The organism is Rhodanobacter sp. FW510-R10, assembly GCF_058781105.1.
On sequence record NZ_JBYSWL010000001.1, the window covers coordinates 924904 to 948226 of the forward strand.

Consider the following 23323-nt stretch of genomic DNA (forward strand, 5'->3'; position numbering starts at 1 on the left):
GGCGGCGTTGAACAAGGTGGATAAGGAGACGAAGGAAATCGAATCGAAATAACCGCCTCCGGCCCGCATTGTTTTGGAAACCTCCGTCCCCTTCGTCTTGTCGTTTGTTTTTTATTCGGTCGCCCGTATGAAACTCACCGCGTCGTCGTGCAGTTTCTTGTGCGACGGCTCATGGACGTAGACCATGTGCCCGGAGGGGTAGAACGCGTAGCTGATGTTCTTCTGCAGCGATGCCGGGATCGGCAGGTGCTGCATTTCGTAGACGGCGGTGTAATACGGCGTCGAGAGGTCGTACAAGCCGCCGAACATGCGCACCTTGAGCAGCGGGTCGTATTTCATGGCCGAGGCCAGGTCGAGCATGACGTTGGCGCCGCTCCCGCGGCCAGACGACTCGCCCGGTGCCGGGTGATCCCAGTCCCAGTTGAAGTCCTGCGCACCGGAGGCGGACGGCCGGTAATACATCTGGTCGCCGAACTTCAGGGTGTTGCGCACGTAGTCGTTGAAGGTCGCGACGTAGGCCGAACTGATTGCCGCCGATTGCGGGTCGTAGCTGCGGTTCTTGGCCAGCGGATCCATGGCGGGACCTGAGAACCGCGTGTCCAGGCGCCCGGTGGTCAAGTCGGCATCGGCCTGGAGCTGCTGTTCGAACATGCCCCCGTCGACCCTGAGGTTGGCCTTCAGCAGATAGTCCACCGGCAGGCCGGTGTAGGCGTGCAGCTTTTCGGCGATCTCTCGCTTGCGCTTGGCGTTCAACATGGAGCCGGCGGAAAGTGCCGGCTCGTATTCGGTCCGCGCAAACTTGGTGACCTCCGTGAGCAGTGGTGCAAGACCACCGCTGTAGTTCGGCAGCTTGTGGTGGTACCAGGCAGTCGCCGCATAGGTCGGCAGCGCAAGCACGTAGGACATGTCGAGGCCCGGATGCGTTTCGGCCCCGTCGATGCGCAGGGTGAAGTCAAGCACCGTCGAGAGCAGCATCACCCCGTTGAGGCCCACGTTGTAGCGGCGCTCCAGGATGTTGGCGAGCACCGCCGAGCGGGTGGTGCCGTAGCTCTCCCCGAACAGGTACTTGGGCGAATTCCAGCGGTTGTACTTGGACATGAACTCCGTGATGAAGCGTGCGAACGCCTGGGCATCCTGGTCCACGCCCCAGTAGGCCTTGGCGAGCTCCTTGTGGCTCTTGGCGATTGCCGCCTGGTCCTTGCCGGTGGCCAGCAGGCGGCCGAAGCCGGTACCGGGCATGTCGATGAACACCAGGTCGGTGGCGTCCAGCAGGCTGTAGTCGTTGTTGACCAGTTGGTAGGGCGCGGCCGGCGTATGCGTCGGGTCACTGGTGACCACGCGCTTGGGCCCCCAGGCGCCCAGGTGCAGCCACATCGTGGATGATCCCGGACCGCCGTTGTAGACAAAGGTGATGGGCCGCTTGGCAGGGTCACCGCCCTGCTTGAAATACGCGAAGTAGCTCATCGCCACCTGGGGAATGGATTCCTGGTTGCCGGTACCGTTGATCACCAGCGTGCCGGCGACGGCGTCGTAGCTGATGGACTTGCCCTCCACCGTCACCGTGCCGCGCGTGGTGGTGGCCATGGGCGTGGACAGGCGCTTGACCAGGCTGGGCGATCCGGAATCGCTGTCCGAGCCTGCCTGGGCCGAGGTGCTGGCGGTGGCAGGCGGCGCCGCGAAAGCAGGAGCGCTGCACAGCAGCAGCGAGGCGAGGGCAACGGCAAGGCGGTTGGCTTTCATGGCGGCTCCGGGCGCAGGCGGTCAACGATGTGCGACGGACATCTCTGGATACGCAGCAGCGAACACGCGACTCCCCGGCGTGCTCATTGCGTCCCACCGTACAGTAAAGGAAACTCCGATCAAGTCCAAACAGACCCGGTTACATTTAGCCATCCAAACCTTATCCCAAGGCAGGCGACGCTCGGTGGCCCTGTCCGATGGATACCATGCCGCGCATTCGCCTGATGCAGAATTGGTTCGGCTACAGCGACCCGGCGACGGAAGAGGCGTTGTACGAAGTGGCGCCATTGCACCGTTCGGCCGGGCTCCTCTTCGGCAGACACCAACTGCACATGGCCATCATCGAGCTCCTTGAGCCGACGTTCTGCCTCGTCGAGCCAGAGCTCATCGATCTCCCCGGGCGAAAGCGTATCGAGGCTCTCAAGGAGCTCGTGCGCGAGCTTCGCACGGCGCGCGGGGGTGAGGCCTAACGCCTCTCCAAGAGACTTGACCGGTGGTTCTAACGCTGGAGTTAAGCGGCGGGGGAGCCATCCGCCTTGAACGACGGGAAGTCTCCTAGGGAATTGTTAGGTAGCAAACCGCTAATCCTCGACAAAAGCTAGGCCGCGCCGCTTAAGATCTGCCAAAGAGTCCAACATTTCTTGCAGAACTTCTGCGGAGTGCCCTTGCCAATCTTCGACAATCTCTACGATCTTGAGTGGATAACTGGTGCGATAGGAACGGGTTGGGTTTCCAGGAAATCTCTTGTTCGTTAGATTTGGGTCGTCCTCAAATGGTCCAGTTGGCTGAACTGCATAAATGTGCCCACGATCATCTAAATTGGATAATGACATTGCAAGTTCTGCTCCCCAGATAGCTGGCTCCAGTAGGGCAGAGAAGTAGACGTGCTTCAAGGCACGGCCTTCAAAGTGCGATACATGTCCGGTCGTTATTATGTCTCCGATCGACAGTTTAGCCTTGGTGCCATGATAGAACGGCCCGCGAAGCTGCGAGCAATTTTCATGGGAGATAGGAATCCAGTGCTCTGTCACTCGTAGCTTCCGTTAACCGAGGAGCGCTCTTTGTTGCCTAAGGAAGCTCTGAACAATTCGCTCTTGATCGTCATTCCCGCGAAAGCGGGAATCCAGTGCCTTTGATTTCAACAGCTTAATCTCACTGGATCCCCGCTTTCGCGGGGATAACGGCAATTACCGTCCCTAACGCCCGAGGTAACCGGCGCAAAGACCGCGTAGCGGGATTTGCGTCCGGTTGACCAAGTTGTTAGGCATTTGCTGCATTTCCAATTACCACGAACGCAAAAAACACAACGAATGCAATGATCGCGAACGTTATACGTACCGCACCAATGCGCTCGTGTACTACAGTAAAGCTATCGTCCTTGTCCCACGAAGTAATACCTTGTTTTGTAAGCTTGCCGTGCGCAACGATCAATGTGATTAGGCTCGCAATGGGGAACCCGATGCCAAGGCCGCGCCACCACACCTTGAAGCTTCTTGTGAGCGCCGCGGAGTAGCTTGGTTTGCCACCCGACGACGGAACAACGCGCGTCTTGAACAGCCACTTACCAGGTGTCTTGCCCGACGTTGATAGGAAAATCGGCTCGACGAACACCCATAGGAAGATGACCACTATTGCGAAAAGCTGGTCGCTGCCTGGCTGGTCGAACGCATGCGGATTGACGATGCCAACGATGATGCCGCCTACGACTGCGGCCACATAAATATCGAATATGCGTGCCCAGTAGCGAACCCATGGCCGAACCTGACTGATGGGCGCTGCAATAGGTGCTGGCTGCGAACGTGGCACCGGTGGAATTGGAATTGCAGCAGCCGGCGTGACCGTACCAGCTAGCGCGGCCAACGGCGCTCCGCAGTGGCCGCAGAACTTTGAGTCCGCAACGGTTTTTTGCCCACATTGGATGCAGAACATCTCTAACCCCCTGTTCAAATGCCTAACGCCAGAATTAAGCCATGCCGCGAAGCGGCATCGGCTTGAATGATTTGTTAGCCATTCCCTAGCTGCATTTGTGGCGGTTCGGGTGAGTGCTCTGGACGTTGGAGCCAGGCACTACGGTGACGCCTTGTACGTATTCCTCGCACCAAGCGCCAGAGTACTTATCGCGCTTTCGCACTTTGCCCGATGATCGGTCTAAAAGCAGGAAGGTGTCTTCAATTGGGATAACTTCGAAGCCCGGGCTGACAGTTGGTACGCTCACACTCGTTTCGCCTCCGAAGCTCTTATCCGCGAAGCTAAGCGCGAAAACTATCGAGGCCCCGCCAAGCAACAGAAGGCCAACGCCTCCGACGGTTTTACCTAGTTGACGATAGGCGACAGCATTTGTGGTTTCGGTCATCGATGATTTCCCCCTGTGATGGCTAACGCCCGAGGTAACCGGCGCAAAGACCGCGTAGCGGGATTTGCGTCCGGTTGACCGAGTAAAAAGAGACTTCCTCCCCTTTCGGCCTCGAGGGCCATGATGGTGTTGCGACACAACCGTCAACAGAAGAGGAAGTCTCCATGAGCACTATAACCCTGGGTGTGGACTTGGCGAAAAGCGTGTTTTCGGTGTGCGCGATGGATGGCGCCGGACACGTGCTGGAGCGGCGAGAGTTCAAGCGTGACGTCTTTGCCGTGTGGCTGGCGCAGCGACGGGCGGGAACCGTGGTGGCGATGGAGGCGTGCAGCGGGGCGCATCATTGGGCACGGCGTTGCATGGAGTACGGGTTACAGCCGCGCCTGATAGCTGCCCAGCTGGTCAAGCCGTACCGCAAGAGTCAGCGCAGCAAGAACGACCGCAACGACGCCGAGGCGATCGCCACGGCCGCCCACCAGGGCAACATGCGCTTCGTGCCGGTCAAGTCGGTCGACCAGCAGGCGCGGCTGTCTTGGCACCGGGTGCGCGAAGGCTACAAGGCGGAGGGTCTGGCGATTGGCAACCGCCTGCGCGGTCTGCTGGCCGAGTTCGGCATCGTGATGGCCAAGAGCGACAAGGCGCTGTGTCGAGTGCTGGCCGATCTGGATGCACACAGCGCGCTGCCGGCGGAGTTCAAGGAACTGATCCGCAGCGTCGCCGTCCACTGGACGCAGGTCCGCACGGCCTTCGACGCGTGCGATGCACGCATCGAAGCCCATGCGCGCGATGACGAGCGGTGCGTGCGGCTGCGCGCGATCGTCGGCGTCGGCGCACTCACGGCGGACGCCCTGATCGCCAGCCTCGGCAAAGCACAGGAGTTCCGCAACGGTCGGCAACTGGCGGCCTGGCTCGGCATGGTGCCGACCCAACACTCCAGCGGTGGCCACACGCGTCTGGGCGCGATCAGCTGCCGCGGCGACGGCTACCTGCGCACGCTGTTGATACAGGGCGCGCGCAGCAGCCTGCAACGGGCCAAGGCGGTCGCCACGGAAAAGGCCACGCCCGAACAACGCTGGATTCAATCCCTGGCGGCGCGGCTGTCGTTCGGCAAGGTGCTGGTCGCCATCGCCAACAAGCATGCGCGCCAGCTGTGGGTAATGCTGGCCCACGACGTGGACTACGACCCCTGCGCCGGCCAGCGCCACCCGATGCTTCGCCCAGTCCAGCTCGCTTGAGGAAACCCTTCTTCCGATTCCACCGTCAGCGCAACGCGGCAACAACGGGTCAGAGCCACCCGGAGAGAACCTGACTAACATTCTGGACGTCCAAACGTGATTCGGCCGATCCCCGAACACCGACGACACCGCTGAACGAATGAGGTCTCCAGGCGCGGTTTATACCCTGGTCCGAGCCGGCAGCATCGACTCAACAAGACCGTCTAAGGAAATGCAGTCTGGCAACGTTCGACGCCGCACCAACTGACCAAGCAGCACGCCATACGAAGGACAACACGACCACCAGCAGTCGCCCGAAAGCTCAGGGCAAAAGCATCATGCACCCGGGGTTGACGGGAAGTCTCCTAAGGAATTGTTAGACCACAGGATCATCAGCCTGAAAGCTGAGTTCCATGCTGCGGCCATTGTTCTCAGTTACAAGTAGATAAATTGTCTTCCCGGCTTTTGCTTTCTCCGCGACGTGCGGGTTTTGAGATTTTAAGATTGACAAGATTGGGATATCTGCAGAAAGAAGTTTTTTTCGATACGCAACAAGGCGATCAGAGCTTGGATTGCCTTCAAGCGGAATTTTTGACCCAGTTGAGAGTTGTTTCATTTCTTCCTTGTCAAAGCTATGAATTATTACGGCTGGCTTTGCCCAACTAGAGTCAGGAAGTGATTCCCTTGCTGGTGAAATCCATGCATCGTTCTTAATTAGCCGGTGAAGATAAGTTTTACTCCGTGTGGTCTTTCCGGAGTGTCTGGTTAGGACGGCATGAAGGCATTTGGCATCTGAAATTGCATTGTGTTTGAGTGGTTTTTCAATTGAAAAGTGATCGCAGAGTGTGTCGAGGCGTTTGTTTGGAAGTTGCCCGAATGGCCATTGCCTATAAGAGCAAAACCAAGGAAATTTATTAATTTCAGGATAGATCTTAGTGATCATCCTTGAGTCAAAATCAGCGTTATGGGCAATGATTAATTGCACTGAACTGAGCGCTTTGGTCAGCCCATCAAAGTCAAAGGCCTTGCCAAGTAGCGATTCTTTTGTGAGTCCGTGTACTGCGAATGCGCCATCTGATATTGGGACGTTTGGGTATTGTTCCCCATACCAAATATCAGAGATGTCTCCAAAGCCGCGTTCGTCAATACGGCTTAAGACAACTGCAATGCTTATTGGCTGGTCGTGTTGATCAAGGCCAGTTGTTTCGCAGTCAACAATTGCGATTTGCATGCGACCTGCCGTGTGTTTTGGTGTGGTCTAACGCCGGAGTTAAGCGGTGCGCGGCTTTTCGCGCGTCCGCTTGAATGACTGGTTAGATGAACGCCATCTACCCAGTTCGCCGCCTTTTGATCTGATGCTCAACTTTTACAAGAAAATTCGGTGCATTTGTTCGCGCGGCAGTCACACAACTAATCTTTCCCGCCAAGAAAGAAACCGAACGCCAGCCCAAAGCACGCATAGCATCTGGTGGAGGAAGGGGGCTGGCAACGTATCCATATACATCTTCTAGGTTAACGTAGAACAGCAGATCCAGTTGTTGGCGGACAGCCAAAGGATATTTCGAACCTGCAAGCTCTGAAGCCTGCTCCAGAACAAGTGCGTAGATTTCAGTGTACGTAATGTCCCGAGGAGTACTCTGCTCAAAAAGCTCGTCGATGGATTTTGCAGCTTTGGCTTTTCGGAGCGATTCCTTGAATTCCGCGTGTCTACGGCGGCCCTGATCCAGTATCTCTTTTACCTCGAAGAGTACATCTCTAAACACTACATCAGGTGGATCGTTTTCAGGAACGATGAGTTCATCATCCGAAAATTCTGCGCCTAGGTTCTCCAAGAACTCCTTTGCAACCCAGAGTTCCCTCTCAGATTTGGATGCTGAAGAAAAGAAGCGCACTGCCTCCTCTCTCGCTTCGATAGCAGCTTGAATGAACTCGTTATCTGTCATATCAGACACTTCATCTAACGCCCGAAATCAGCGGCGCGGACCCGCGTAGCGGGTTTGCGTCCGCTGGATTGAGTTGTTAGCCGTCAAAGCCTTCTCCCATTGAAGCACCGTATTTGAGTTGGCGAAACGGCAACGTACTGAGCGAGTTCGACTTGAACACCTTGGCCTTTTAGATGCTCCGCAACTTTCTCAAGGTACCCGACGTTCGCATCAAATTTACCGAGGCTCAGAACCTGCGACCCAATGGCAGTGAGCTGATAGATGGGAAGCTTGATGGTGAGTTGCGGATCGTCAGCGGTGGCGATGAGGACGACAGAATTACACTTAAAAGCCCGTACGAATTTTGCTTTGTCCAGCGACTTCCAAGTTACCTCGATGCCGACAGCCTCTACGCCAGCGACTACCCCAAGCTGTTGCATGTGCAGCAAGAATCCATAATTGACACCCGCGGCCTCAAGGAGGTCTTTAGCCTCCCTGTAAATGGTACCCTCGATCACGAATTGCGATAGTTTCGAGACGGCCTCCGCCTCTTGCTGCGACAGGTTTCGCAGAAACTCCAGCGTTCGAAGGGAGTACGTACCCGGAGCTTTAACTTCGCCGGCGAGCAGTCTGCCCCAAAGGTTTTGCAGCTCTTCGGTCGAGACCTGACTTGCACTGTCGCGCCAGCGAAACAGCCAATCCTCATTGACCTTGGCGTCGGGTGGCACCTGCGGGTCCGACTCTAACGCTTCTTCCGCTTGAAGCAGTGCTCGCGTAACGTTTGCCTCTCGTCGCACCGTCTCCGCGACGAAAACATTGGTAACTGCACGCGTAGCCTGCTGCGCCCAGGGCGGTTCATCCGTTGGAGGCGGCGGCGCCTTGTCGCTAGTCAGTAGAACTTGCGGCGTACAATCTAAGAGCTGCACGTCGCCGCGCCGAATGTTCTCTGCTTCACGCTCGGCCCGCGCAATTGCAACAAGTTCTTGCTGCTTCAGTTCTATGGAGACGCGCCCTTCTCTCCGCATCTGCCAAGGCTTGAAGAGGCTTCCGATGCCCTTCTCGGCAACGGTCTCCCAAAGTTTGATAACCAGCTTTTCTCCTGGGAAATCCACCACAACGCCCCCTGTTTATTGACGGCTAACGCTTAGTAGACTTCAAAATGCAGTGTAATCCTGCAATCTAAGTCGGTATTGCCGATTGCTTTACTTTATCCCCGATCTACGCGAATCAACGACTTACCACGCTCGTCGCAGCCTAATCCTGCAACCTAATCCCGGATTCCCCAAGGCAAGTACGGACGTTGATGGCATCCTTCCACGAGGTGGAGTTAGGGTCAAATGGCGCAGGGTCGCAACCGCCGAAATTTCTGGATCAAGTGCGGGGCCGCATGTGCCGATTGGGCATGGCCGGGCGCAGCGAAGAAGCCTACGCGGGATGAATACGCGGTGCATCCTGAGCAATGGCAAGCGGCATCTGTGCGATATGGGGAGTACGGAAGTCGAGGGCTTCCTGAGTGCGTTGGCGGTGGAGGGACAGGTGGCGGGGACCCAGAATCAGGCACTTTTGGCGCTGCTTTTTCTGTATCGCGAGGTCTTGTCGATCGAATGGCCATGGAACGGAGACGATCGTGCAGTCGAAACGGCCACAGCGGGTGCCGATGGTACCCTCGCGCGCCCCTACGGCTTGGCGGAGGCCCGGGCGAGTGCCTTGGCGGCGCGGCGTGCGCGCTTGTGCGCCTTGCGTTCGCGGCGGTCGTGCTGCCACAGGTAAATGGCCGGGGTGCTGAGCAGGGTCAGCAGCTGCGAGACCAGCAGGCCGCCGAGGATGGCGATGCCGAGCGGCTGGCGCATTTCCGAGCCGGTGCCGAAGCCGATCGCCAGCGGCAGCGCCGCACCCATGGCGACGAGCGTGGTCATGGTGATCGGGCGGAAGCGCACCAGCGCGGCCTCGCGGATTGCCTCGGGCGCGGGCAGGCCGCGTTCGCGCTCGGCGACGAGCGCGAAGTCGACCATCAGGATCGCGTTCTTCTTGACGATGCCGATCAGCATCAGCACCGCGATCACCGACATCAGCGTGAGCTGGCTCTGCGTGACCAGCATCGCGAGGAACGCGCCGGCGCCGGCGGCCGGCAGCGTCGAGATGATGGTCAGCGGGTGCAGCAGGCTTTCGTACAGGATGCCGAGCACGAGGTACATTGCGGCGATGACCGCAAGCAGCATGATCAGCGCGTTGCTCAGCGCCTCGATCAGTTGCTGGTTGTCGCCGGTGTAGCGCTTGACCACGCCCGGCGGCAGTCGCGCGGCGAACATTGCCTGGTTGACCAGTTGCAGCCCGGCGGCCTGGGTGACGTCCTTGGCCAGGTTGTAGTTGATCGCGGCGGATTCGAGCTGGTTGAAGTGCTGCACGGTGACTGGTGCGATGCGCGGCTGGATCGTCGCGATGGCCGACAGCGGGATCATGGTGCCAGCGCTGTTGCGCACATAGGTGTTGAGCAGCGTGCCGGGGCTGAGCGAATCGGCGCTGGCCGCGCTCAGCACGACCCGGTACTGGTTCACGTCCGCGTAGATGATGGATACCGGCGTCTGGCCAAACGCATTGGCGAGCGCGGTGTCCACTTGCGCCATGCTGATGTGCAGGCGCGCGGCGGCGGCGCGGTCGACCTGCAGCCTCTGTTGCAGGCCGATGCTGTCGAACGTGCTGCTGACGTCGCGGAACTGCGGCATGCCGCGCATGACGTGCTCGAGCCGCAGGGTCGGCGCCTGCAGCGACGCGCCATCGGTGCTGTCGAGCTGAAACGAGTATTGGCCGCCACCGTTGCCGCCACCCCCGCCGCCCTGGATGAATTGCACCGGGGTCAGCGAGACGTCCATGTCCGCAACCGTCTTGTAGTACTTGCTGAGCCGGTCCACGACTTCCTGCGCCGTCTCCTGGCGCGTGCCTGGGCCGCGCCCGAGCGGCTTCAGATCGACGAACAGGTTGGCGGTGTTGCCGACCGCTCCGGGGTTGGGGCCGTTGCCGCTGCCGAGTTCGGCCGACACGTCGAGCACCGCCGGATCAGCCTGCAGCACCGTCGCGAGCTTGCGCACGCGGGTGGCCAGCAGGGTCGGCGAGATGTTCGCATCGCCGCGGATGCTTGCCTGCAGCAAGCCCGTGTCTTCCTTCGGCATCAGGCCGCCGCCTGCCGTCTTGACCACGGCGACCGCGAGCAAGACGGTGAGGATCAACAGCACCAGCGGTTGCCAGCGCATCAGGCGGCGGTGGCGCAGTGCCCAGTCCAACGCGCGTTCGTAGGCGCGCAGCAGGGCGCGGTCGAACGCCTCCGCCCTACGCTCCAGGCGGTCTCCACCGTTCGCCCGCGGCGCGGTATCGGTCAGCCAGCGGCCGCACAGCGCGGGGGTCAGGGTCAGCGACACCACTGCGGAGATCACGATCGTGGCGACGAGGGTCACCGCAAACTCACGCATCAGCACCGTGAACACGTTGTTGCCGAACACCAGCGGCGCGAACACCGCGAGCAGCGACAGCGTGATCGAGATCACCGTGAAGCCGATTTCCCGGACGCCGGCCAGTGCCGCCGGCAAGGGCCGCTCGCCGCGTTCCATGTGGCGCACGATGTTCTCGATCACCACGATCGCGTCATCGACCACGAAGCCGACGCACAGCACCAGCGCGATCAGCGAAAACAGGTTGAGCGTGAAACCCAGCGCCCACATCACGACCAAGGCGCCGGCGAGCGACAGCGGCACGCTGAACATGGCGATCACCGTTGGCCGCGTTCGGCGCAGGAACACCAGCATCACGAGCGCCACCATGACGATGCTCATGAGCAGCGCGACTTCCACCTCGTGCAGGGCTGACAGCGTGGTCGGCGTGAGGTCGAACACCGGCATGATCTGCACGTCCGCCGGCAGCAGCGCACGCAGGCGCGGCAAGGCGGCCCGGATCGCGGCGACGGTGGCCACCGCATTCGCCTCGGAGCGCTTGCTGATCTGCATCGTCACCGCGCGCTCACCGTTGAACCACGCCGCGGCGTACTTGTCCTGCTGCCCGCTGGTGACCTTCGCCACATCCGCCAGGCGGATCGGCACGCCGTGGCGCATCGCGATCACCAGGCGTCCAAATTGCGCCGGGCTGCGCAGCGTATCGGTGCTGAGCGCCATCTGCGTCAAGCCATCGCTGAGCGTGCCGAGCGGCGCGGTGACGTTGGCCGCGCGCAAGGCGTTTGCCAGGTCGTTCGCGGTCAGGCCAACCTTTGCCAACGCGGACGTGTTGAGCTCGATGCGCACGGCGTGTGGTGTGCCGCCACCGACCTGCACGTTGGCGACGCCGGGCAGTTGCATGACCGCGGGCTTCAGCAAGGTGTCGGTCAAGTCGTAGAGGCGATCCGGCGGCAGGCTGGTGGAGGTCAGCGACACGATCAGGACCGGTATCTGCGAGGTATCGAATTTGAAAAATTGCGGCGGATTCGGCAAGCCCCTCGGCAGGTCGGCCGCTGCCGCGTTGATCGCCGCCTGCACCTCGCGTGCCGCCGCGTCGGTGCTGCGCCCGAAGTTGAACAGCACCATGATCTGCGTGCTGCCTTCCCGGGTGTTGGAGACCATTTGCCGGATACCTGGGATCTGCCCCAGGTGCCGCTCCAGCGGGCCGACGACGGTTGCCGCCATGGTCTGCGCACTTGCCCCAGGCAATTGCGCAAACACCGCGACGCCGGGAAACTGGATCGACGGAAACGCCGCCACGCCCAGCAGGAGATATGCCCACACGCCCGCAAGCGCCAACCCGATGGCGAGCAGCGAGGTGCCGACAGGGCGATGGATCAAAGTGGCAAACATGGGCCAGGGGTCAGGGCAAGGCCGGAAGCATACCGGGATGCACCGCAAACGGCTCCCGCCAGCCCTTTATTTCCTCTCCCCAGGCAAAGCCAGGGGAGAAGGGGCCCCGCGTCCAAGCGGGCTTCCATGTTCGCCTCCCGAATCCTGCAGGGAACGGGCGGTTACGGCGCGGTCGGGCTGTAGCGCAGGGTCAGGTACCAGGCGCGGCCGGGCTGGTTGAAGTAGTAGACGGTCTCGTAATCGCGGTCGAAGGCGTTTGCCAGCCGTGCCTCGATCTGCCAGTCACGGCCGAAACGCCAGCTCGCACGCAGGTCGGTGGTGGCGTAGCCGCCCAGGCGATGGATGTTGGCAACGTCATCGTAGCTGCGGCCGGCCACGTAAACTGTCGCGCCGAAACCGAACGCGCCGTAGCGGCGGTCCAGGTCCACCCGCGCCGTGCGTTCCGGACGACGGGGCAGTGCCTTGCCATCGTTTGGGCCGCCGTCATCGTTGCGCGGCTGCAGCCAGGTCAGGTAGGCCTGCAGCTGCCAGCCTTCCAGACGGGCGGCGAGCTGTCCCTCCACGCCACGGATGCGCGCCTGGCTGAGGTTCATGGGGAAGTACTTGCTGTCCAGCGTGATGAGCTGGTCGATGCGTGTCTGGTACGCGCTCAAGGCCCAGTGCCACGAGCCGTTTTGCTGACTGAGATCCAGTTCGGCACTGCGTGATTTCTCCGGTTCCAGGTCCGGGTTGCCGCTGCCGTAGGGGTAGTAGAGATCGTTGAAGGTGGGCGCGTGGAACGCGCTGCCGTAGCTGGCCGAGAGTTTCAGGCCGCCGTCGAAGTGATAGCCCCAGGCAGCCGCACCGGTGTTGTGGTTGCCGAACTGGCTGTTGTGGTCGCGTCGGGCGGACAGCGCGACGTCGTTGCGGCCAAACGTACCCTGGTACTGCGCGAACGCGCCATGGTCATTGCGGCGGTCGGCGAGGTAGCCGGTGTCGCTCTCGACACGCTCGCCCTGCCAGTCGAGGCCCAGGCTCAGCAGCTGGTTTTCCCCCACGCCAAGATCGTTCTGCCACGATGCCTGGTTGCGCCGCGAATAGTCGTAGCCGACGAAGTCGTGGTTCTCGTAGTTGTCGTAGCGATCCAGGTTCTGGCCGACGCCCAGGGTGCTCTTCCACGCCGGCGTCATATTGAAGCTGAGCGCGGAGCCGGCAGTCTGCTGCAGTGTGCGATGGCGGTTCTGGTAGCTGCCGTCGAAGTGGACTTCGCCGAGGTTGCGCAGCCAGTTGCCGGTGAGCTGCGCGCCGTTGTCCCAGCGATAGCCGCCGCTGAATGCGAGGTTCTGGTTGCGGGAGCCGTCGCGGTCGGGTTCGTCGGTGAAGCAGCCGGCAAATGCCTCGGCGGCGCCGAGCTTGCAGGAATTGATGCCCCGCGTGTGTTGCCGGCCCACGCCCAGGTTGTACCAGCCATGTGCGCCGCCGCCGGACACGCCGAGCTGCCCGCGCAGCAGGCGCTCGCTGCCGCTGGTCACGCTGAAGGACGGCAACACGCCGCCGTCGCGTGAACCGTGCCGGGTGAAGATCTGGATCACGCCGCCAATCGCGTCGGCGCCATACAGGCTGGAGCGGGGGCCGCGCACGATCTCGATGCGCTCGATCTGCTCCACCGGCAACTGCTCGAATGCAGCCAGGCCGTTGGCGACCGAGCCGATGCGCACGCCGTCGATCAGCACCAGCGTATGGGCGGAGTTGGTGCCGCGCAGGAAGAGCGAGGTCTGCTGGCCATAGCCGCCCGTGTTGGCAAAGCTCACGCCGGGCAGGCCGGTCAGCAGGTCCGCCACCGACAGGGGTTGCAGGCGTTCGATGTCGGCCCGGGTGATGACGGTGACGGAGGCCAGCGCGTCCTCGGCGCTGATCGCGGTGCGCGTGGCAGTGACCAGTACCCCAGGCAGGTTGCCCGCCTGGTCCACGGCGGCGGCACAGGTGGCGGACGTGCAGCCGAGCAGGGCGAAACTCAACAAGGTCTTGTTCAAGATGGCTCCTCGGCCGCGCACCCGCGCACGGCCCATGCAAGGGGATGGGCTGGCACCAGGCGGAGAGCAGAAGGTCGAACGACGGCAGGCACGGCGGCCAACGCGCGTGGTTCGGCCTCGCCCACCGCGAGCCACCAGGTATCGTTCGGGCCGGTCTCCGGGCTTGCGAGTCGCTGCAGTAGAACCTGCAGGCCGGGCGCGGCGCCTTCCCATGCCGTGTCAGCACAGTGGCCAATGACCGCGTCTTGTCTCGCTTACCGTTGCGGGGGCAGCGCCGGACTTGCAGGGTGTGGTTGACACGCTGCGCACCGGCTTCCCGTTTCATCCCTAGGCGAGGCGCCATCGGGACACCCGAACGGCATTACTTTATCTGCAGACGGCCAAGCGGACAATGTGCGCCGACCTTGGCTCCGCGAGGCAAGCGGGCGGCGGGCCTGCTGGGCGTGCGTGGCCCTGCTATGGTCATTGGGTACCCGCCTGCAGATCGAGGTGCGCGTCGTGAACAAGGTCGAACTGCACGAATTTGCCGATCGATCGGCCCAGGCCAGCGCCCTGTCGTCGCGGGTGGCCGACCAATTGCGCGCTGGCTTGCGCGAGCGCGGCCGCGCGTTGCTGGCCGTCTCTGGCGGCACCACGCCGGCGGCGTTTTTCGCGCGCCTCGCGCTGGAAGAACTGGATTGGGCGCAGGTGCGTGTCACCCTGGTCGATGAGCGCTGGGTGGCGGCTGACGATGCACGCTCCAATGCGCGCCTGGTGCAGACCACGCTGTTGCAGCACGCCGCGGCGGCAGCGGGCTTTGTGCCGCTGTACACCGGTGCCGCGACGCCGGAACTGGGCCTGGCCGAGGCGGAGGCGCGCATCGGCGCCTTGCCGTTGCCGTTTGACACGGTGGTCCTGGGCATGGGCGACGACGGGCACACCGCGTCGTTCTTTCCGGGCGGCGATCACCTCGCTGCGGCACTGGACTTGCGGGGCAGCGCGCGCGTGCTGTCCATGCGCGCCCCGGCTGCCGGCGAACCCCGCATGACCTTGAGCCTGCCCACCCTGCTGGCAACGCGCGCGCTGTACTTGCTGATGGCCGGTGCGGACAAGCGCGTGGTTTTCGATGCCGCCATGCGCGGAGCCGGCGACGCCGCGCACTATCCGATCCGCGCGGTGCTTGACCAGCAGCGCGTGCCGGTCACGGTGTACTGGAGCGCGTGAGTCCAGCGCGTCATCGGCGGCAACATCCACTCGCGCTAGAGTGGACGATTGAACCGGCATGCAGCGGATCTGGCGGATGCTGCACCTGCGGGGTGGCTGCCGCCTCTTTGGGATGCGGAATTCGTGAACATCGGACCCTTGCTGTTTTCCACTGCCGTGCTGGCCTTGTTGTTCGGCGTGCTGGCCGGCATGGGCACCAATGCCTTCCTGAAGCGCCGCGGCTACGCCGATGCAGACAATGCGGCGTTGCTGGCCCTGGCCGTGAGCCTCGTCGTTTCCCGCATCGCGTTCGTGCTGCGCTGGTGGCCGCAATACGCACAAGACCCCGGGTCCATGCTCAACGTCCGCGACGCCGGCTTCGATGTCCTGGCCGGCGTGATCGTACTGGCGCTGGCGGGCGCCTCGATCGGCTGGCGAAGGCCGCCGCTGCGTCGGCCGCTGGCGGCGGTGCTGGTGGTGGGCACGTTGGCCTGGGGACTGGGGCGCCTCACCGCGCAGACCTTGAGCGAGTCGCGGCAACCCTTGCCGACGCTGACGCTGCAGGACCTGCAGGGGCGTCCGGTGGCGCTGCAGGATTTGCGCGGGCAACCGACCGTGATCAACCTGTGGGCCACCTGGTGCGGGCCCTGCCGCCGCGAGATGCCAATGCTGGCCAAGGCACAGGCGGCGATGCCACAGGTCCGCTTCGTCTTTGCCAACCAGGGCGAATCCATCGCCGCCGTGCAGCACTACCTCGAGCACGAGCACCTGGAGCTCGGCCACGTCTTGCTCGACCCGCACATGGACGTCTCCGCCTGGTATGGCGCACGCGGTTATCCAACTACGATGTTCATCGATACCAGGGGTGCGCTGCGCGACACCCAGGTCGGCGAGCTGTCGGCCGCGACCTTGGCGGCGCACCTGGCCCGCATCACGCCCTGATCCGGGCGCCGACTGCATACCAGCCGTCCGTTTGCCGTCATCGTCCTGGCGGCGCACAATCCTGCGACCGCCACTCCACCGGGGGACACTCCATGCTCAAGCCCGCCCTGCTGCTTGCCGCCGCGCTGTTGCCCTCGCTTGCCCTGGCCCAGGAGCCGCCAGGTGGCGGGACGCCGCTGGCGCCGGCCTTTGACGTCCATGCGGCGCGGACGCGGATCGACGCCGGCCTGGACAAGAACTACCCGCAACTCGAGGCGCTGTACCAGGACATCCACCGGCACCCGGAACTGGGCTTTCAGGAGCAGCGCACGGCGTCGCTGCTCGCCGCCAGGATGCGCAAGCTCGGCTTCACCGTGACCGAACATGTCGGCAAGACCGGCATCGTCGCCATCTACAAGAACGGTCCGGGCAAGACGATCCTCATCCGCACCGAGCTCGATGCGCTGCCGATGGAGGAAAAGACCGGACTGCCGTACGCCAGCCGCGCCCAGCAGACCCTCGACGGCCGCCTGACCTATGTCGACCATGCCTGCGGCCATGACATCCACATGGCCTGGTGGGTGGGCACCGCCGAGGCGCTGCTCGCCATGAAGGACCAATGGCACGGCACGCTGATGTTCATCGGCCAGCCTTCCGAGGAAACCGTAGGCGGGGCGAAGGCGATGCTGGCGGACGGCCTGTTCACGCGTTGGCCCAAGCCCGATGTCGGCTTTGCCGCGCACGTCGGCCCCGATCCCGCGGGTACGGTGACGGTGAAGGAGGGCACGCTCAGTTCGGCCTCCGATGAAATTGACATCACCTTCCACGGCCGCGGCGCACACGGCTCGATGCCGGACAAGAGCATCGATCCGGTCGTCATGGGCGCGCATTTCGTCTCCGACGTGCAGACCGTGGTCAGCCGCGAAACCGCGCCGGGTACGTTTGGCGTGGTCACGGTCGGCGCGTTCCAGGCGGGTACCGTGGACAACATCATCCCCGATCACGCCGACCTCAAGCTGACCTTGCGCTCGCACGACGATGTCACCCGCCAGCGGTTGATCGAGGGCGTCACGCGCACCGCAAACGCGGTGGCGGCCATGGCCGGCGCGCCGGCACCGACGGTCGAGCACCCGGGCGGTGCCAGCGCGGTATACAACGACATTGGCTTGGCTGATCGCTCGGCCGGTGTGCTGCAGGCCGCGTTCGGCAAGGACGTGCACTTCGAGCCGGCCTACATGCCCGCGGGTTCGCCCAGCGAAGACTTCTCGGAATATATCCACGCCGGCATGCCTGCCGTCTTCTTCGGCATCGGCGGCGACGATCCGGCGATGCTTGCCAAGTACAAGGCCGAAGGCAAGCCGGTCCCAGTCAACCACTCGCCCTATTTCGCGCCCATGCCGGAGCCGTCCATCAGGCGCGGCGTGGAAACGCTCGCGCTTGCGGTGCTGATGGTGGCGGGCACTGGCGGCAAATAACCTTGTCCGGGCGGTGACTCTGGCGTCAGCGCGGGTGCGCTGGTCCTTCGGCTTCGAGCCGGGCCATCACGGCGTTGCTCAGGCGCTCGCAGCGCTCGCCCATGAACGGGAAGGTTTCGGCAACCGTGCTGGCGACCGCGCCTTGCAACGTGGCGCGCAGCTGCCTGCGGGCACGGAACAGGCGCGTCTTCACTGTCGTCGGATTGAGCGTCAGCTGTTCTGCGGTTTCTTCCACGCTGCAACCTTCGATTTCGCGCAGCACGTAGACCGTGCGGAAGGATGGCGGCAGGGCGTCAATCGCGCGTTCCAGCAAGTGACGCATCTGCGCGCGGGCCGCGTCCGTCATCGGGTCGTCGCCGCCCGAGCGCGCGTGAAACGCGACGACGTGGCTGTCGCCGGGATCGGCATCAACTTGGTCCAGGTCGACCATGTCATGGCGCTTGCGCAGGCGTCCACGCGCTTCGTTGAGGACAATGCTGGTGAGCCAGGTCAGCAAGGTGGCATCGCCGCGGAAGGAATCCAGCTTGTGGTAGGCGCGCAGATAGGATTCCTGCAGGATGTCTTCGGCTTCCTCGTCGTTGCGCACCACGCTTCGCGCAACCCGGAACAGGCGTTGGTTGCAGCGCTGCATGATGTGCCGGAATGCCTCGCGATGGCCAGCCAGGACCGTGGCGACCAAGGCCTGGTCGTCGAGACTGGAAGGATCCCCGGCCGCGGCCGTGACGCGTGCTTGCATGTTGCTCTCCTCCTGGACGTGTGGACTGCCGTCAGGCATACCCGGTCGCGCGATCGCCATGGTTTGTGCGCGGCATGGCCCACCCCTGCAGCATGCACGTCTGCCCCTGGTGCGTCCAGCACGATTCGTGGCAGTGCGCGGTTCGTGGGCCGCAACCCCGTGCGTCCGCGCGGGAATCGCGGCTGTACAGCATGGCTGTGCAGGCCGGCGTGTGCGTTCATCAGGTGCGCTCCGCCAGCAGGGCCAGGATTTCCGCGTGCCGGGGCTCCTCACGGAACTGGCCCCGCAATTCGCGCGTGACCATGGCGACGCCGGGCGTGCCCACGCCGCGCGTCGTCATGCAGCCGTGACTGGCGCGCACGGTCACCGCGATGCCGCGGGGGTGCAGCACGCGTTCGAGGCTGTCGGCGATCTGCGCGGTCAGGCGCTCCTGGATCTGCAAGCGCCGCCCCAGCGCCTCGACGACGCGGGCCAGCTTGGAAATGCCAACCACGCGCTGGTTTGGCAGGTAGGCGATGTCGACCGTGCCGGAGATCGGGGCCATATGGTGTTCGCAGGTGGAATGCAGCGGAATGTCGCGCAGCAGCACCACGTCGGAGTAGCCGTCGACCTCCTCGAACGTACGGCTGAGCATGGTGTCCGGGTCCTGCGCGTAACCGGCAAACCATTCCTCGTACGCCCGGGTGACGCGTGCCGGCGTGTCGCGCAAGCCTTCACGCGAGGGCTCGTCGCCGGCCCAGCGGATCAGCGTGCGCACCGCGGCTTCGGCTTCGGCGCGGCTCGGCCGCCGCGAAAGGGGTACGGGTTGCTCCCGGGAAATTGGCGTGTATGCCGGGGAAGCAAGAGTTTGGCCGTCGAGCATGATCAATGGGAGCTCCGTGCAGGTTGGCCATGAGACGCGGCGGCGCCGTTCCAGGTTCCCGACGCACAGGATGGATCGGTGTGCGGGTCCGGAACCTTTTGCGCGCGTGCCGCATCCCATGCGCACTGACAGCCCGTGGGCGTGCGCCCGCGGGCCAAGTCGGCCCTTTTTCTACAAGGAGTGAGCATTCATGAACAAGACCGTGTTAGCCCTCGCCATCGCGCTCGCGTTTGGCGCCGCCACCGCCGTGCAAGCCCGCACCGATGCCGCTGCCCCTGCGATGCCGGAAATGGCCCAGACCAGCCACCAGATGAACGCGTCCGCGATGAACTGGTTTGGTGGTCCTACCTACAATGGCGCACCCGCGCTCGAAGCGACCGCGGCACTGGTCCAGGCCGGTGGTGGCGCGTCCAACTTCAGCTTCTCCACGGCGTTGGTGTCCATGCTTGGCGAGAAGACCGTAAACGCCGAGGTGGCCAAGCTCAACAAACAGTATGGCGAGAAGAACGTGACCAACTTCATCAACGGCATGACTTTCGCCGTCAACGATGGCCTCAAGCGCGCCACGGCGGCAGGCGTCAAGCTGCCGGCGGCACCAGCTGACTTGAAGGGAGCCAAGCTTGCCGAGGCCCTGGTCAAGGCGGGTGTTGCGCCGGATGGCGTGTGGTGGTCGGGCTACCTGTTCGATGTCGCCTTGTCGCACGACATCCATGTGCAGGTCATGCAGGATATCGATGCCAAGTTTGGCCATGGCGCGGATGAAAACACGCACAAGATCCTGAATCAGGCGATGTTCGACGTCGCCCAGGCGTTGAAGGTCCCGAACGTCAAACTGGCGTCGCTGCACTGATGCAGTTGGCAGGCCCGGCAGCCATGCTGCCTGGGCTGGCCACCGTATCGTCGCGACGGTACGCGGCGGGTTGAACAACGAGGGCAGGTGGATCAGGAGATCTGCCTGCCCTCCTTGTCACCGATCGGGGAAACTCCGATCAACCCCGAACCGTCATTCCCGCGAGGCGCTTTTCAACGGCCGAAGGGCCGGTCAAGCAGCACTGCTGTCTGGAGCGTTTTTGGAACCGCTTTTGCCTCATCCACGGCACCGCGCCAGGCGCCGAAACACCGCCCGTCGTCATTCCCGCGAAAGCGGGAATCCAGTGCCTTGGCCCTTATGCACACACAAGAACACTGGATCCCCGCTTTCGCGCACTGCTGTCGGGAACGTTTTTGAAACCACACTCGCCCCACCACTCCGGCGTCATTCCCGCGAAAGCGGGAATCCAGTGCTTTGGCCTTTAGGACATCCAAAGGCACTGGATCCCCGCTTTCGCGGGGATGACGCCGGGAAGGATGACGATGGAGAGTTGCGGTCCAGGGCGAGACGACAGAGGTGAGCCGTCATTTTTGAGTCTGGGTCGCACGCGGCAGCCATCCAGCCTTGCGTCGCAACGCCTTCGGTGTCGAGGTACGAATTTATTCCGGACAGCAGTGCTGCTTGACCGGCCCTTCGGCCGTTGAAAAGCGCCCCGCGGGGATGACGACGGGATGAGGTCAGTCATGGGTCGGATGCAGTTCCCGTCGCGCTACCGCCGGCCCTTGACGTAGGTGGTGAACAGCTCGTCGATGCGGCGGTATTCGTCGTACCAGGAATCGGCGTGCACGAAGGCGTGGCTCTCCAGCGGGTACAGCGACATCCAGAAGTCCTTCTTGTGCAGCTCGATGAAGCGCTGGTATAGGCGGATCGAGTCGCTGGCCATCACGTTGTTGTCGATCAGGCCGTGCTGGATCAGCAGCGGATCGCGCAGGTTTGCTGCGAACTCGATCGGCGAGCTGCGCTGGTAGGCCTCGGGATCGAGCTGTGGGTCGTTGAGGATGTTCGCCGTATAACGGTCGTTGTAGCTGGTCCAGTCGCTGACTGGGCGTTGGGCCGCGCCGGCGGCGAATTCGCCGGGCGCACGCAGCAGCGCCATCTCGGTCATGAAGCCGCCGTAGCTGCCGCCATACAGGCCGACCCGCTTGGGATCGACCTGGTGCTGCTGCACCAGCCAGGCCTTGCCGTCCAGCAGATCCTCCAGCTCGGGGTGGCCCATGTTGCGGTAGATCGCCGTGCGCCAGGCGCGGCCGTAGCCGGCCGAACCGCGGTAGTCCATATCCAGCACCACGTAGCCTTGTTGCACCAGCAGGTTGTTGAACATCTGCTCGTGGACATAGTAGGTCTCGCGCAGGGAGACATCCTGCGTATAGCCTGCGCCGTGTATGAACAGGATGGCCGGGCGCGGACCAGTCGCTGCGGCAGTGCCGGCTGGTCCGTAGTACTTGGCGTAGATGACCCCGGCGCCATGCGAGGACGGGATCTGCACGATTTGCGGCTCGATCCATGAACGCGTGGCGAATGCCTTGCTCATGGTGTCGGTGAGCTCGCGTGGCTTGCCGCCGGCGGCGTCCTGCACCGCGAGTTGCGGCAGCAGGTAGGCGCCCGAATGCAGGACCGCCAGCCGCTTGCCGTCCGGCGACAACAACGCGCGCTCGACGCCCTGGTACTGCGTGAGCCGGGTCAGCGCGCCGCCGCTCGCGGGCACCCGCCAGGCGTCATAGCTGGTGGGCGCAGTCTTGTTGGCCAGCAGGTAGAACCACTTGCCGTCCTCGGACAACACCGGGTCGCTGACCTCGAACGAACCCCCGCCGGTGAGCAAGGTGGGTTTGCCGCCAAGCGGCTTCGTGTAGAGCTGCGAATAACCACTCTCCTCGCTCAGGTACCACAGCGTGCGGCCGTCCTTGAGCCAGCCAAAATCGTTGAACGCCCAGTTGATCCAGGCTTCGTCGTGCAGCTGGTGCTGCGGCACCAGGGCGTGGTTGGCAAAATCGATGGTGACGATCCAGCGGTCCTTGTTGTCGATGGCGCGCAGCTGGATTGCCGCCTGGTTGCCGTCCTCGCTCCACACCAGGCCATCGCCCAGGGGGCCGCGGTTGACCGTGACCGGCCGCACTGTCGGTGCCGCGAGCGCCTTGGCCCGGTCGTCCTTGCCAGCCTGCTTTAGCGCCGCCACCGTGCGGGCGCGAATGTCGGCCAGCGGATCCACCTTGATGCCAGGCAACTGGTCGGTCGCGAGCGGGTAGACCTGGTGCGTCTGCAAATCCAGCAGCAACAGCGACTGCGGCGCCGGATCATTGCGGCCGACATAGGTGCGTGCGTCCTTGGCCTCGGTATAACCGCTGTCGGTGACGTAATGGTTGACCTTGGGCGCCTCACCCTTGGCGTGATCCTTGGGAACGGTCACCACCACCATGTAGCGCCCGTTCGGCGACAGCGCGCTGCCGACCGGCTCAATCTTCGTGCCGAGCCAGAACGGCTGCGGCGTGCGCCCCGGATCGGCGGCCTGCAGCGCCTGCTCGCGGTCGCGCTCGGCCTGCTGGTCGGCTTTGAGCTGGCGCAGTGTCTTGAAGAGATCGAGCTGCAACTCGCCCAGTGCATCGGGGGCTTTTGCTTGCGGATCGTCGGCAAACTTCAGGCTGGCCAGTTGCGCGGTGGTGCCGGCGGCGAGGTCGTAGCGATACCAGTCCGTGTCTTGCCGATATTGCACGGCATGTCCGTCGGCGGAGAATTGCGGTTGTTGCGTGACCTGCCCGGCGTGGGTGAGCTGTGTGCGCCTGCCACTCGCCAGGTCCACGGCAAACACGTCATCGTGAAGCAAATAGGCGGCATGCCGGTGTTTGCTGTCGAATACGGCCGGACCATCGGCGCGGGCCATGGCTGCCGGATCGAGCTTGGTGCTGCGGCCATTGGCCGGATCGACCCGATACAGGTCGCGCACCGGGCTGGCGTCGCGCTTGAGCGAGTAATACAGGCTGCGCCCGTCCACACTCCAGTACGGCTCTTCCACCGCCTGGCCGATCCAGTCGGGATTGGCCATGATGGTTTCCAGGTCCAGTGCGCTTTGCGCCGCAGTCGCCTCCGGTGATTGTGCGGCGGCCACCGCGGGCAGCAGCAGTGCGAAGCATCCGGCCAACAGCAAACGATGCATGAGCGTCCCCATCCCCTGTGAAAAACCCCAAGCATAGCGAACCGCGTTGCGCGCG

General features: G+C 63.1%; 17 protein-coding genes, 1 pseudogene and 1 riboswitch. Of the genes and pseudogenes, 7 read left to right on the top strand and 11 right to left on the bottom strand.

Features of this window, described 5'->3' with window-relative positions:
• Window positions 1–111 precede the first annotated feature (111 nt).
• Window positions 112–1740, bottom strand: coding sequence for a S10 family peptidase (locus tag AC3WJB_RS03830; RefSeq protein ID WP_492678884.1), 1629 nt, complete (start codon window positions 1738–1740; stop codon window positions 112–114).
• Between the two features lie 161 nt (window positions 1741–1901).
• On the opposite strand from AC3WJB_RS03830, the pseudogene AC3WJB_RS03835 reads away from it, so the two are divergent.
• Window positions 1902–2021, top strand: a pseudogene (locus AC3WJB_RS03835) (IS5/IS1182 family transposase); the annotation flags it as partial.
• Between the two features lie 300 nt (window positions 2022–2321).
• Here the strand turns inward: AC3WJB_RS03835 and arr are convergent.
• Window positions 2322–2771, bottom strand: coding sequence for an NAD(+)--rifampin ADP-ribosyltransferase (gene arr, locus AC3WJB_RS03840; protein WP_492678886.1), 450 nt, complete (start codon window positions 2769–2771; stop codon window positions 2322–2324).
• 229 nt (window positions 2772–3000) lie between these two features.
• Window positions 3001–3669, bottom strand: a complete 669-nt coding sequence (locus tag AC3WJB_RS03845) for an RDD family protein (RefSeq protein WP_492678887.1) — start codon at window positions 3667–3669, stop codon at window positions 3001–3003.
• A gap of 588 nt (window positions 3670–4257) precedes the next feature.
• Here AC3WJB_RS03845 and AC3WJB_RS03850 point away from each other — a divergent pair.
• Complete coding sequence (locus tag AC3WJB_RS03850) at window positions 4258–5328, top strand: IS110 family RNA-guided transposase (RefSeq protein WP_492678888.1); 1071 nt, start codon at window positions 4258–4260, stop codon at window positions 5326–5328.
• Window positions 5329–5683: 355 nt separating this feature from the next.
• Here AC3WJB_RS03850 and AC3WJB_RS03855 read toward each other — a convergent pair whose 3' ends face one another.
• From AC3WJB_RS03855 to AC3WJB_RS03865, 3 genes are all read right to left on the bottom strand, one after another.
• The gene (locus tag AC3WJB_RS03855) at window positions 5684–6538 is read right to left on the bottom strand and encodes a 3'-5' exonuclease (RefSeq protein ID WP_492678889.1); all 855 of its coding nucleotides are present in this window, start codon (window positions 6536–6538) and stop codon (window positions 5684–5686) included.
• Window positions 6539–6635: 97 nt separating this feature from the next.
• Window positions 6636–7250 carry a DUF1780 domain-containing protein gene (locus tag AC3WJB_RS03860; protein WP_492678890.1) on the bottom strand — a complete coding sequence of 205 codons (615 nt, stop codon included), beginning with the start codon at window positions 7248–7250 and terminating at the stop codon, window positions 6636–6638.
• A gap of 83 nt (window positions 7251–7333) precedes the next feature.
• Complete coding sequence (locus tag AC3WJB_RS03865; protein ID WP_492678891.1) at window positions 7334–8341, bottom strand: DUF2806 domain-containing protein; 1008 nt, start codon at window positions 8339–8341, stop codon at window positions 7334–7336.
• Window positions 8342–8711: 370 nt separating this feature from the next.
• Here AC3WJB_RS03865 and AC3WJB_RS03870 point away from each other — a divergent pair, with 370 nt between their 5' ends.
• A complete protein-coding gene (locus AC3WJB_RS03870; protein WP_492683058.1) occupies window positions 8712–8999 on the top strand; it encodes a phage integrase N-terminal SAM-like domain-containing protein in 288 nt (95 codons plus the stop codon).
• Here AC3WJB_RS03870 and AC3WJB_RS03875 read toward each other — a convergent pair.
• Together AC3WJB_RS03875 and btuB are read right to left on the bottom strand one after the other, a co-directional pair.
• The gene (locus AC3WJB_RS03875) at window positions 8906–12061 is read right to left on the bottom strand and encodes an efflux RND transporter permease subunit (RefSeq protein WP_492678892.1); all 3156 of its coding nucleotides are present in this window, start codon (window positions 12059–12061) and stop codon (window positions 8906–8908) included. The two genes, AC3WJB_RS03870 and AC3WJB_RS03875, sit on opposite strands and share 94 nt — an antisense overlap.
• Before the next feature lie 161 nt (window positions 12062–12222).
• On the bottom strand, window positions 12223–14073 hold the full coding sequence (gene btuB, locus AC3WJB_RS03880) for a TonB-dependent vitamin B12 receptor (protein WP_492678894.1): 1851 nt from the start codon (window positions 14071–14073) through the stop codon (window positions 12223–12225).
• A 131-nt stretch (window positions 14074–14204) separates the two neighbouring features.
• Window positions 14205–14443, bottom strand: a riboswitch (cobalamin riboswitch).
• 128 nt (window positions 14444–14571) lie between these two features.
• On the opposite strand from btuB, the gene pgl reads away from it, so the two are divergent.
• From pgl to AC3WJB_RS03895, 3 genes are all read left to right on the top strand, one after another.
• Window positions 14572–15276 carry a 6-phosphogluconolactonase gene (pgl, locus tag AC3WJB_RS03885; protein WP_492678896.1) on the top strand — a complete coding sequence of 235 codons (705 nt, stop codon included), beginning with the start codon at window positions 14572–14574 and terminating at the stop codon, window positions 15274–15276.
• Window positions 15277–15399: 123 nt separating this feature from the next.
• Window positions 15400–16197: a TlpA family protein disulfide reductase gene (locus tag AC3WJB_RS03890; RefSeq protein ID WP_492678898.1), complete on the top strand. Its 798-nt coding sequence runs from the start codon at window positions 15400–15402 to the stop codon at window positions 16195–16197.
• Between the two features lie 92 nt (window positions 16198–16289).
• Window positions 16290–17651, top strand: coding sequence for an amidohydrolase (locus tag AC3WJB_RS03895; protein ID WP_492678900.1), 1362 nt, complete (start codon window positions 16290–16292; stop codon window positions 17649–17651).
• Between the two features lie 25 nt (window positions 17652–17676).
• On the opposite strand, the gene AC3WJB_RS03900 is transcribed toward AC3WJB_RS03895, so the two are convergent.
• Both AC3WJB_RS03900 and folE read right to left on the bottom strand, forming a co-directional pair.
• Window positions 17677–18387, bottom strand: a complete 711-nt coding sequence (locus tag AC3WJB_RS03900) for an RNA polymerase sigma factor (protein ID WP_492678902.1) — start codon at window positions 18385–18387, stop codon at window positions 17677–17679.
• Window positions 18388–18607: 220 nt separating this feature from the next.
• Entirely contained in the window at window positions 18608–19249 is a 642-nt protein-coding gene (gene folE / locus AC3WJB_RS03905; RefSeq protein WP_492678904.1) for a GTP cyclohydrolase I FolE, read from the bottom strand.
• Window positions 19250–19439: 190 nt separating this feature from the next.
• Between folE and AC3WJB_RS03910 the strand changes: the two genes are divergently transcribed.
• Window positions 19440–20099: a hypothetical protein gene (locus AC3WJB_RS03910; protein ID WP_492678906.1), complete on the top strand. Its 660-nt coding sequence runs from the start codon at window positions 19440–19442 to the stop codon at window positions 20097–20099.
• Window positions 20100–20829: 730 nt separating this feature from the next.
• Here the strand turns inward: AC3WJB_RS03910 and AC3WJB_RS03915 are convergent.
• Window positions 20830–23268: a S9 family peptidase gene (locus AC3WJB_RS03915; protein ID WP_492678908.1), complete on the bottom strand. Its 2439-nt coding sequence runs from the start codon at window positions 23266–23268 to the stop codon at window positions 20830–20832.
• Window positions 23269–23323: the final 55 nt, after the last annotated feature.